Source organism: Sphingomonas sp. LH128 (assembly GCF_000293195.2).
In the GTDB taxonomy this organism is placed as follows: domain Bacteria; phylum Pseudomonadota; class Alphaproteobacteria; order Sphingomonadales; family Sphingomonadaceae; genus Novosphingobium; species Novosphingobium resinovorum_A.
This window is the reverse complement of the sequence record NZ_ALVC01000222.1, coordinates 1-10,102: the sequence shown is the minus strand read 5'-3', so window position 1 is coordinate 10,102 and position 10,102 is coordinate 1. Positions and strand designations below refer to the sequence as shown.

The window sequence follows — 10,102 nt, the reverse complement described above, 5'->3', positions numbered from 1 at the left end:
CCCCCGCGCTGGCCGCCGACGAGCGCTTCGCCGACCTCGCCGACCGGCTTTTGAACCGCTTGGCGCTGGACGCTGCGATCGGCGCGCTGACCGTCTCGCACGATGCTGCGCGACTTGCCGAAAAGCTCAGGAATGCAGGCGTTCCGGCGTTCAAGTCGATGAGTTCGCTGGACCTCGTCACCGATGCATTCCTATGGCAGCGGCAGGCATATCGCCTGGTCTCCGATCACCGCTCCGGCACTCACCCGATCATCGGCCCGTCCTGGCGGATCAGCCCCGATCCGCCCCTCATCGAACGCGGCGCGCCGTTGCTCGGGGAGCATAACGGCTACGGCTAACGCGATCTGCTGGGCTTGCGGAGGGGCGCAATGGACGATCTGATCGCGCGCAAGGTGATCGACTAGGGGCATTCCCCGGTCGGCCAAGTTCGGGGAGGACATCATGAAACTAGGCTTTGCGATGCCGCACATGCTGCGGCTCAAGGCGACGATGCAGCCGTGGGAAACCGAGGTTACCGGCGCCGATCAGACCCGCCTTGCGAAATGGGCGGAAAAGCTGGGTTTCGAGATGATCGCCGTGCCCGAGCATCACGTCATTCCGAAAAGCCACGTCGATCTTTCCGGGCCTTTCTACTTCAATGCCTATGCCGCCATGGCCTATATCGCCGGGGTGACCGAGCGGGTGCGCGTCAATTCGTGCATCGCGATCCTGCCGGCGCAGCATCCGATCGTCACGGCCAAGGCGCTCTCGACGATGGACTGGCTGTCGAGCGGCCGGGTCACGATCACTTTCGCCGTCGGCTGGCTCGAGGAGGAATTCGCGCTGCTCGGTGTCCCCTTTCACGAACGCGGGGCAATGGCGGAGGAGTATATTCAGGCGATCATCGCACTGTGGACTCAGGAAAATCCCGCATTCGAGGGGAAATACGTCTCATTCCGAGATGTCGCCTTCGAGCCGAAGCCGGTACAGAAGCCGCATCTGCCCGTCTGGTTCGGTGGTGATGCCGACGCCGTCCTCAAGCGCGTTTCCCGCTATGCGCAAGGCTGGTGGCCATTCCTGACCAAGCCCGAGGACATTCCCGCGCGCATCGACTTCATCCGCTCCCAACCCGACCATAACGGCCAGTTTGCGGACATCTATTACGGCATGTCCACCAGCCGCGTCGGCGAGGGTCATGCGGTGCTCGACGACCCCACCGCCCGTCCCGGCCAGACGAAACAGGAGATCATCGACCGCCTCGGCTGGCTGAAATCTCTTGGAGTAACATGGAGTTCCGTTCCCATCCCGCCCCTTTCCGGGATCGATGCCTATTACGATTATACCCAATGGATCGCCGAGGAGATCATGCCCGCGATCCGGTGAGCGAACGTCGCCGCGATGCCTGCGACGAACGCCTTGACCTGATGGCACTCAACGGCCCTTAACGACACGCAGAACGGGGAGAGCGACACATGAGCCCACCAAGACCGAGGCCGAAACTGGACCAGGAAAACACGGCGTTCTGGACCAGCGGCGCCGAGGGCGAACTGCGCATCGTTCGCTGCAGCGACTGCGGCGAATACACCCATCCGCCCCGCATCCTGTGCCGCCATTGCCAGTCCGAAAACGTAGCCGCGCAGGCTGTCGCCGGGACCGGGGTGATCGACACCTTCACGGTCAATCACCAGCCCTGGGCCAAGGACCTCCCCGTCCCCTACGTCATCGCCCGCGTCGCGCTCGACGGCGTGCCCGGCGTCTACCTCACCACCAACATCGTAAACTGCCCGGTCGAGGCCGTCGCGTTCGGCGATCCGGTCCGCGTGGTGTTCGAGGAGCAGGCCGGCATCTTCTATCCCTTGTTCGAGAAGGTCGGCTGATGGCCCGCGAAGCCTACATCACCGGCGTCGGCCAGTCCGAGGTGGGCGTGCGCCTGCCGCGCCATCCGCTGCTGCTGACGCTCGACGCCGCGAAGGAGGCGATCGCCGAGGCGGGCCTTACCTTCGAGCAGATCGACGGCGTGTTCTCGTTCCCCGGCAAGAGCCACGGCTACCTCGCCTTCTCGCCCGTCGGCACCGACGAGGTGATCGAGGCGCTCGGCATCAAGTCGAAGTGGCAGATGGGCGGACTGGAGCAACCGGCGCAGCTCTCCGCCATCGGTATGGCGGCGTGGGCGGTGAAGCAGGGCATCTGCCGCCACGTGCTGTGCTACCGTACCGTCTACGAGGCGGGCGGCATGGCCGATCCGGCGACCTACATGGGTGCGCGGTCGGACACCGTCTCCGGCGCCTCGCAGTGGACCAGCCCGTTCTGGGCGACTTCGGCCGCCTGCTGGACCGCGCAATATGCCGCGCGCCACGTCCACAAATACGGGTTGACGCGCGAACAGTTGGGCCAGATCGCCATCAACGGTTCCAAGAACGCCATGCTCAACCCAAGGGCGCGCGCGATCACCAAGGAGGAACTGACGCTCGACAAGTACATGTCGGCACGGATGATCTCGACGCCGCTGTGCCTCTACGACTGCGACCGTTTCTCCGACGCCTCCACGGTGGTGATCGTCTCGGCCGGCGATGCGCTCGACGAGATCACATGCGAGCCGATCCGCATCGCCGCGATGTCGGGCTCTGTCGACCGGTATTCGTGGGATCAGGTCGAGTGGCCCGCCGCCTACGATGCCGGGCGCGACTTGTGGCAGCACACCGATTACACCGTAGGCCATGTCGATACCGTGCAGTTCTACGACGGCTTCGCCTATCTGCCGATCACCTGGCTGGAGGGTCTGGGCTTCTGCGAGAAGGGCGAAGGCGGCCGCTTCATCGAAGGCGGCACCCGCATCGCGCGCGATGGCCAACTACCGCTCAACACCGCAGGCGGTCAGCTTGGCGCGGGCCGCCTGCACGGCTTCGGCTTCGCGCACGAGGCGGTGACGCAGCTGCGCGGCAAGGCAGGCGAGCGGCAGATCCCCGGCGATCCCAGAGTGGCGGTGGCGACATCCGGCGGCGGCCCGCTCGCGGCGGCGCTGCTGCTGGCAAAGGACTAGACGGCTCCGGCCTCGCGGGCTCTCCTCTCGCGAGGTCGGGGATACGGAAGAAGGCTTCGAAAAGCTCAGCCTGCCCCTTCGACAAGCTCAGGGTGAGCGGAGGTTGTGCAAGAACCTCCAATCCCGCTCAGGCTGAGCTTATCGAAGCCCCAGCGCAATCACGCAACCGTCGGCGGCACCACGCTCGCCTTCGCCCGCTTGACCGGCTTGGCGCGCTTCAGCCCGATCAGCGGGCGCAGCGGGCCGACCTCGCGGCCAACGAGATAGAACAGCCAGGAACCGCCCGCCACTACCGCGCAGAGCACCAGAAACTCCGGCAGAGCCGTCAGTCCCTTGTCGCGCAGCCAGTAGCTGACCAGCACCATCACCGTCTGGTGCGCGATGAACACCGGGAACACCGCCTCGGCCAGCATGCCGCGCCAACGGGCGTCACGGTTCCAGAAGCGATCGGCGATGCCGAACAGAGCGATCACGGTGCCCCAGCACTGCACCGCCTTGGCGAAGTCCAGCGGCTCCATCCACGCACGCGGAGTGCGCACGTTGCCGGGGAAGTACCACGCCTCGAGAGCGACGAAGGCGTAACCCGCCAGCCCCACGACCAGCGCCCATTTCCACTGCCGTGCGATCGCCGCCCGCAGCGGTTCCGAGTTGCGCAGCAGGTAGCCGAACAGGAACATGCCGCCATAATGGAGGTGCGCGCAGAGGTCGGTGAGCAGGCTGTGGGTGTCGGTCCAGCCGTCGCCCGGCGCGCGCACGGCATAGATCGCGACGCATCCGAACGGCAGCAGCCACGGCCCCGATAGCAGCTTCTCCGATCCCCGCGCCAGCGCGGCACGCCAGCTTGCAGGCAGCACCATTACCGCCACGCAAAGCGCGACCGTATAGGCGAGCAGGTAGATCACGAACCACAAGTGCATGATCGCGGGCAAATCCTCGTGGATCACCCGGCGGAAACTGAAGGCATCGTGGAACAGGAAGTAGGCGTAGCCATGGGCATAGCCGCTGTTGAGCAGACCCATGTAAGGCTGTGGCGGCACGATCACCGTCAGGCCGAACAGCAGCGGAATGCCCAGCCGCAGCAGGCGGCTCCTGAGAAAGCTCCCGGCATCGCGCTCCCGGGAAAACAGCGCCGCGCTGGCGTAGCCCGAAATCGCGAAAAGCAGCGCCAGCCGCCAGGCGCTGAGGCCCAGCAACGGGATTTCCGCCCACCACACCACGCCGCGCGTGGGCGTCTGGTAGCCCCATGGCGTGAACGAGAAGCCGACATGATAGAAGATCAGCATCACGAAGGCACCCACGCGCAACCAGTCCATTCCGTAGTGGCGTTGGCTGGGGGCGGGGTTCATCGCTATCCGTCAAGTCTTCGGCCCGCCACGCGGGTCAGGGGTGCCCGCAAGAAGCGGCATGTATTTGCAGGGCTCATTAAGCGCGTTGTCACCACTCTGCAATCGCGCGGTTGTAATAGACGGTAACGCGGGGCCTGTCCGGTTTCATCGGTTCCGGAGCCAACTGCGGTTGGTCCGCCGCGCGCGAGCGCCCAGCATCGCGGTCATGACTTCACCCGAAGCGTCCGTCGCACCCCGGCCCGCTCGCAAGCGACCTGCCACCTCGATCGAACGGGCGGCCTATGCCCCCGACCTGCGCGCGCCACTGCGTCCGCCGGAGAGTGTCGGTGCGGCCGTGCCGGGCGGGGCGATTGTCCTGCTCGTCCACGACGGCCGGGAGAGCGCCGTTCGCGAAGCCGTGCAACGCGGCATGGAGCGCGCCGTGGCCACGGCGCCTCTGCTGCTTGCCATCCACGTCCAGCCCCCGGATGAAAGTGCCGCCATGTTCGCGCAGGTTCTCGAACATCATCGGCCTGAAGCCTTGGTGCTGACGCCGCCCCTCGGCGGGCGCAGCGATCTTGTGGACGTGTGCGACCGCGCGCGGACCCGCTGCCTGCGCATCGGTCTGGCGCCCGAGTTGTCCTGCGACGAACGGGCCGCCACCGCGCTGACCGTGCGCCGTCTGGTGACGCTGGGCCATGCGCGGATCGGACTCGTAGCCGGACCGGAAACCTCTCCCGGCGCCCGGCAACGCGAACTCGGCTATCTCGATGCCATGGCCGAACATGGGCTCGACCGGGGCCCGGCGCTGATCGTGCCGGGCGACGATACGTTCGAGTCCGGCATGGCCGCCGGACGGCTGCTGCTGGAGATCAGTCCGCGACCGACCGCGATTCTCGCCTGCAACGACGACATGGCCGCCGGCGTCCTTCATGCGGCCGCACAGGCGGGCGTGCCGGTTCCCGAAGCGCTATCGCTCGTCGGGTTCGACGACACCTCGATCGCCCGCCGCCTGCTTCCTCCGCTGGCCTCGGTGCGCATCCCCTGGGAGCGCATCGGCCACGAGGCGATCAACCGGATACTGGACCGGAGCGCGGCACCGCCCGGCCCTTTCGATGCGCAACTGGTAGAGCGCGCCTCGCTAGCCCTGCTCACGTGAAAGCCGGCAGTTCCTCGAAGGTGAAGCCGTTGCCCGGGGCACATCGCTGCACCTCGATGACGCTCCCCTCCGGGTCGCATGCCCGACAGCGACGAAATCGCGGTCGTTGAACGTCATCCCGCATGCCTTCAGGTGCGCGATATCCCGTTCGATGTCGGTCACGTCGATACGGAAATGCGTGTAGCCCCGATCGTTGGGCCGCAACGGCCGGTCGAGGTCGGAAGGCGGCGCGGTATATTCGAACATCTCGATGTAGCAACCGCCCACCCGCAACACATACCCTTTTGCGACAGAGCCCCGCAGATCGACGATGTGGTCCATGACCGGCTCCCGCGCCCAGGAAAGCCCGTCGGCGTCCACCGGCGCAAAGCCCGGCGCCTCGCAATAGAAGCGCTTCATCCGCTCGAGATCGCGGCAGTTCATGCCGATATGGTGGATGCCGCGGATCATGGCGCTTTTCTTCCTTTGTCCCGACCGAAGGCTATCCGCAGCCCGGGCAGAAATGACAACGCCGCAGGCTTGACCCCATCGGAGTAATGCACCCGCTCAAATGGCAGTTCCGTTAGCGAACGTTTTACCATAAGGAATTAAACCGTTGTGGATCCATTGGCGGATGGATGGCGCAAGGGGGCCAATCTTGTATCTGCAGACCGACCGGCATCGTACCGCCATCCGCCCGCTTACCGACGGTCGCCTCGTGTCACAGGCCGCGGCGCTGGTCGGGCTCAGCGCCTGGAGCTGCGACCTCGCTACCGAGCAACTCGAATGGACCGACGGCGTCTTCGAAATCTTCGGCCTCTCCCACGACACGCATTTCGAACGTCGCGATACCGTCGCCCTCTACCACGAGGAATCTCGCGAGATCATGCTGCGCCTGCGCGCGCAGGCGATCGAGACAGGCTCCGGCTTCTCGATGGAAGCGCAGATTCGCCAGCCGGGCGGCGAGGCGCGCTGGCTGAGGCTGGCCGCCAACACGCGAGTGGAAAATGGGCGCGCGGTCCAGATCTACGGCATGAAGCAGGACATCACGCAGGAGCGCCTGCAGTGGGAACAGCTGCGCCGCCTTGCCGAGAACGACCCGCTCACGGGCCTCGGCAACCGGGCGCGGTTCCAGTCCGAATTCCTCGACCTTCCCGCCGGGTCGGAACGGCTGTCGCGCATCGGTGCGCTGGCGATGTTCGACCTCAACGACTTCAAGGCGATCAACGACCGCTGGGGGCACGCCGCCGGGGATGCCTGCATCGCCCGCTTCGGGGAACGCCTGGCCACTGCCTTCCCCGGCGCCCGTCTGATCGCCCGCATCGGCGGTGACGAATTCGCGGCGCTGCTACCCGCCACGATGCCCGCCGCAACGCTGGAAAGCGCCGTGCGCCGCCGCATCAACCGCCTCGTCACCCGGGTCGAGTGGCAGGGTACGCTGATCCCCATCGGTGTCAGTGCCGGTCTCGCCTTCATCGACGGATCGCCGGAGGCCACCTTCGCCGCCGCCGATGCCGCGCTCTATGCCGCCAAGCGCAGCGGCCGCAACGTGCTGCGGGTGGCGGCCTGAAACTCCCGTCAGATCAAAGGCAACCCCCAAACCCCGCTCAGACTGAGCAGACTATTCCGGCTCCACCCAAGTCGTGCGGGTGACGCGCGGGGAGAGATATTTCGTCGCCGTCCAGCCGCCGTCCACCACGATCGACTGCCCGTTGATCATCTCGCTGCCCGGCAGGCACAGGAAGGCGATGACCGAGGCGATGTCCTCCGGCTGGGCGAGGCGCGGATAGGGCGTGGTCTCGACGTTGGCGCGCTTGAAGCCCTCGTCCTCGAAACGGTGGCGCACCATGTCGGTCATCGTCACGCCTGGTGCCACGCAGTTGGAGCGGATGCCGCGCGGGCCGTATTCGCAGGCCATGTGCTCGGTCATCGACTTGAGCCCGCCCTTGGCCGCCGAATAGGCGCCGCCGCGCCGTCCGCCGATATGCGCGAACGTGCTGGTCACGTTGACCACGCTGGCGCCCTCCCCCAGATGCGGGATCACGTCGCGGCAGAGCCGGAACGGGGCGACGAGCATGATGTCGAGGAAGTCGTCGAGCGTCTCGTCGTCCGTCTCGTCGAGCGGCTTGGGGCTGCCGACGCCCGCGTTGTTCACCAGCGCGTCGATGCGGCCGAAGCGGGCCAGCGCCTGCGCGACGACGGCTCCGGGCGCGGCCGGGTCGGTCAGGTCGGCGCTGATGGCAAGGACGTGGTCGGGATTGCCGATCGCGGCTTCCAGCGCCGCCAGCTTGTCCTTCGAGCGGCCGACACCGACGATCGCGAAGCCCTCGCCGTGCAGGATCTTCGCGGTTTCGAGGCCGATGCCGCTGCCCGCACCCGTGATGATCGCTACCTTCACTTCGACTTCCTCCACCGTTGCAAGGCCGTGTTAGCCGCCGCTCCGGCAGGCGTCGAACCGCCCCGGCGGTATTGCCCGAGGCTGCCTTGTCCCCGGACCGCACAGGGCTAGTCAGAAGGCTCAGACAACGAGCGAACAGGCACAATGAGCACACCCAAGGCCGCCCTCGAAGGCATCCGCGTCATCGACATGAGCCGCGTCTTCGCCGCCCCCGTCGGCGCGCAAATCCTCGGCGATCTCGGAGCCGACGTCATCAAGGTGGAGCGGCCGGGCGTGGGCGACGACGGGCGCGGCTACGGCTTCTCGTGGGTGCCCGGCAAGGACGGGATCGAGACGCGGCACTCCAGCTTCTTCACCGTGTCCAACCGCAACAAGCGCTCGATCACGCTGAACCATTCCCGGCCCGAGGGGCAGGCGATCCTGCGCGATCTGGTGAAGAACGCCGACGTGCTGATCGAGAACTACAAGGTCGGCGACCTCAAGCGCTTCGGCCTCGATTACGAGAGCCTGCGCGCAATCAACCCGGGCCTCATCTACTGCTCGGTCACCGGCTTCGGCCAGACCGGGCCGATGGCGGCGCTGCCGGGCTACGACGGGCTGTTCCAGGCGACCGGCGGCATGATGGCGGTGACCGGCATTCCCGAAGGCCAGCCGGGCTCAGGCCCGCTCAAGACCGGCCCCAGCCTCGTCGACTTCGTGACCGGCCACAACACCGCGCTGGCGATCCTCGGCGCGCTGATGCACCGCACCCGCTCCGGCGAGGGGCAGTACATCGACATCGCCCTGCTCGACAGTTCGGTGGCGATGGTCAGCCACATCATGCAGGACTACCTGATAAGCGGCAACGCCCCGCCGCGCCTCGGCAACGGCGGCAACGGCGGCGGCCCGGCGGACCTGATCCATTGCGCGGACGGCATCATCTACCTCACCGCCGGCACCGACGAGCACTGGCGCCGCCTGACGGTGCTGATGGATCAGCCCGAACTGAACAACGATCCGCGCTTCGATTCCAACCTGAAGCGCGGCAAGACCAATCGCGCCGAGTTGATGGCCATCATCAACGACTGGAGTGGCCGCTTCCCGACCCTGGAGGTTCAGGCCATGCTTGACGGTGTGGGCATTCCGGCGGCGCGCTACAATGAACTGGCCGACGTCTGGGAAGACCCGCAGGTGCAACATCGCGGCCTGAAGGCGACGACGCCGCATGCATGGGCGGAAAGCGGCTCGGTCGATCTCATCGCCAGCCCGCTCGCGAAGATGTCAGCGAGCCCGGCGACGATCCGCATGGCCCCGCCGATGCTGGGCGAGCATACCGACGCCATCCTTTCGGAGCTGGGCTACGACGAGGCGCAAGTCGCCGCGCTGCGGGACTCGAAGGTGGTGTGAACGCCCAATCCTCCCTGTTCCGAAGGAATGGGGAGGTGGCAGCCCGCAGGGCTGACGGAGGGGTCTTCTCCCCCTCCACCCCCGCCTGCGGCGGCGGGGCCCCCCCCCCCCGCCGCCCGCCAGCAGGAGCAGCGGATCGAGATTGCCCTGCACCGGCAGCCCTTGGGGAAGTTCGCGCGCGGCCCAGATCGGGTCGATGGTCTCGTCGATTCCGACCGCGTCGACTCCGGTTTCGCGGGCATAGGCGGGAAGTTTCTCGCCCGAGCCCTTCGGGAAGCCGATGATCGGAGTCTCGGGGTGACGCGCCTTCACGGCAGCGGTGATCGCGGCATTGGGGGCGATCACCCAGCGCTCGAACTGCGCGGGCGAGAGACTGCCTGCCCATGAATCGAACAGCTGCACCGCTTCGGCGCCGGCCTCGATCTGGCCGCACAGGTATTCCACGGTCACCTGAATCACCGCATCGATGATTGCTCCGAAGGCGCCCGGATCGCGATAGGCCATGGCGCGGGTGTCGTGCTGGTCGCGACTCCCCTCGCCTGCCACCATGTAGGTCGCGACGGTCCAGGGCGAACCGGCGAAACCGAGCATCGTCTTGTCGTCATCAAGCTGGGCGCGAACCTTCCGCACGGTCTCGTAGATCGGCGAAAGACGCTCAGGCACCTGAGTCAGCCCCTCCAGCGCATTGTCCACAAGCCGGGGAGTCAGTTTCGGCCCCTCTCCGGCGAGGAACTGGAGGTCCTGCCCCATCGCGTAAGGCACGATGAGAATGTCGGAGAACAGGATGGCGCCATCGAAGCCGAAACGGCGGATCGGTTGCAGGGTGATCTCGGCGG

At 66.6% G+C, this 10,102-nt stretch carries 10 protein-coding genes and 1 pseudogene; 7 read left to right on the top strand and 4 right to left on the bottom strand.

Features of this window, described 5'->3' with window-relative positions:
- From LH128_RS18070 to LH128_RS18055, 4 genes are all read left to right on the top strand, one after another.
- Positions 1 to 338 (top strand): CoA transferase (locus LH128_RS18070; protein WP_008831114.1); only part of this gene is annotated, 338 nt, incomplete at its 5' end.
- A 103-nt stretch (positions 339 to 441) separates the two neighbouring features.
- Positions 442 to 1,362, top strand: a complete 921-nt coding sequence (locus LH128_RS18065) for a TIGR03619 family F420-dependent LLM class oxidoreductase (protein WP_008831113.1) — start codon at positions 442 to 444, stop codon at positions 1,360 to 1,362.
- A gap of 89 nt (positions 1,363 to 1,451) precedes the next feature.
- Positions 1,452 to 1,856, top strand: coding sequence for a Zn-ribbon domain-containing OB-fold protein (locus LH128_RS18060; protein ID WP_008831112.1), 405 nt, complete (start codon positions 1,452 to 1,454; stop codon positions 1,854 to 1,856).
- The gene (locus LH128_RS18055; RefSeq protein ID WP_008831111.1) at positions 1,856 to 3,019 is read left to right on the top strand and encodes a thiolase family protein; all 1,164 of its coding nucleotides are present in this window, start codon (positions 1,856 to 1,858) and stop codon (positions 3,017 to 3,019) included. Before LH128_RS18060 ends, LH128_RS18055 begins: the two co-directional genes overlap by 1 nt.
- Before the next feature lie 158 nt (positions 3,020 to 3,177).
- Here the strand turns inward: LH128_RS18055 and LH128_RS18050 are convergent, their stop codons facing one another.
- Positions 3,178 to 4,365 carry an acyltransferase gene (locus tag LH128_RS18050; protein WP_008831110.1) on the bottom strand — a complete coding sequence of 396 codons (1,188 nt, stop codon included), beginning with the start codon at positions 4,363 to 4,365 and terminating at the stop codon, positions 3,178 to 3,180.
- Between the two features lie 205 nt (positions 4,366 to 4,570).
- On the opposite strand from LH128_RS18050, the gene LH128_RS18045 reads away from it, so the two are divergent.
- On the top strand, positions 4,571 to 5,503 hold the full coding sequence (locus LH128_RS18045) for a substrate-binding domain-containing protein (protein WP_051211525.1): 933 nt from the start codon (positions 4,571 to 4,573) through the stop codon (positions 5,501 to 5,503).
- Here LH128_RS18045 and LH128_RS31480 read toward each other — a convergent pair.
- Positions 5,486 to 5,953, bottom strand: coding sequence for a VOC family protein (locus LH128_RS31480; protein WP_008831108.1), 468 nt, complete (start codon positions 5,951 to 5,953; stop codon positions 5,486 to 5,488). The two genes, LH128_RS18045 and LH128_RS31480, sit on opposite strands and share 18 nt — an antisense overlap.
- Positions 5,954 to 6,140: 187 nt before the next feature.
- Between LH128_RS31480 and LH128_RS18035 the strand changes: the two genes are divergently transcribed.
- A complete protein-coding gene (locus tag LH128_RS18035) occupies positions 6,141 to 7,052 on the top strand; it encodes a GGDEF domain-containing protein (protein WP_008831107.1) in 912 nt (303 codons plus the stop codon).
- Between the two features lie 51 nt (positions 7,053 to 7,103).
- Here the strand turns inward: LH128_RS18035 and LH128_RS18030 are convergent, their stop codons facing one another.
- The gene (locus LH128_RS18030; RefSeq protein ID WP_008831106.1) at positions 7,104 to 7,880 is read right to left on the bottom strand and encodes an SDR family NAD(P)-dependent oxidoreductase; all 777 of its coding nucleotides are present in this window, start codon (positions 7,878 to 7,880) and stop codon (positions 7,104 to 7,106) included.
- 144 nt (positions 7,881 to 8,024) lie between these two features.
- Between LH128_RS18030 and LH128_RS18025 the strand changes: the two are divergent.
- A pseudogene (locus LH128_RS18025) lies at positions 8,025 to 9,134 on the top strand (CaiB/BaiF CoA transferase family protein); the annotation flags it as partial.
- Positions 9,135 to 9,140: 6 nt separating this feature from the next.
- Here the strand turns inward: LH128_RS18025 and LH128_RS32310 are convergent.
- Positions 9,141 to 10,102 (bottom strand): uroporphyrinogen decarboxylase family protein (locus LH128_RS32310; protein ID WP_008831104.1); only part of this gene is annotated, 962 nt, incomplete at its 5' end.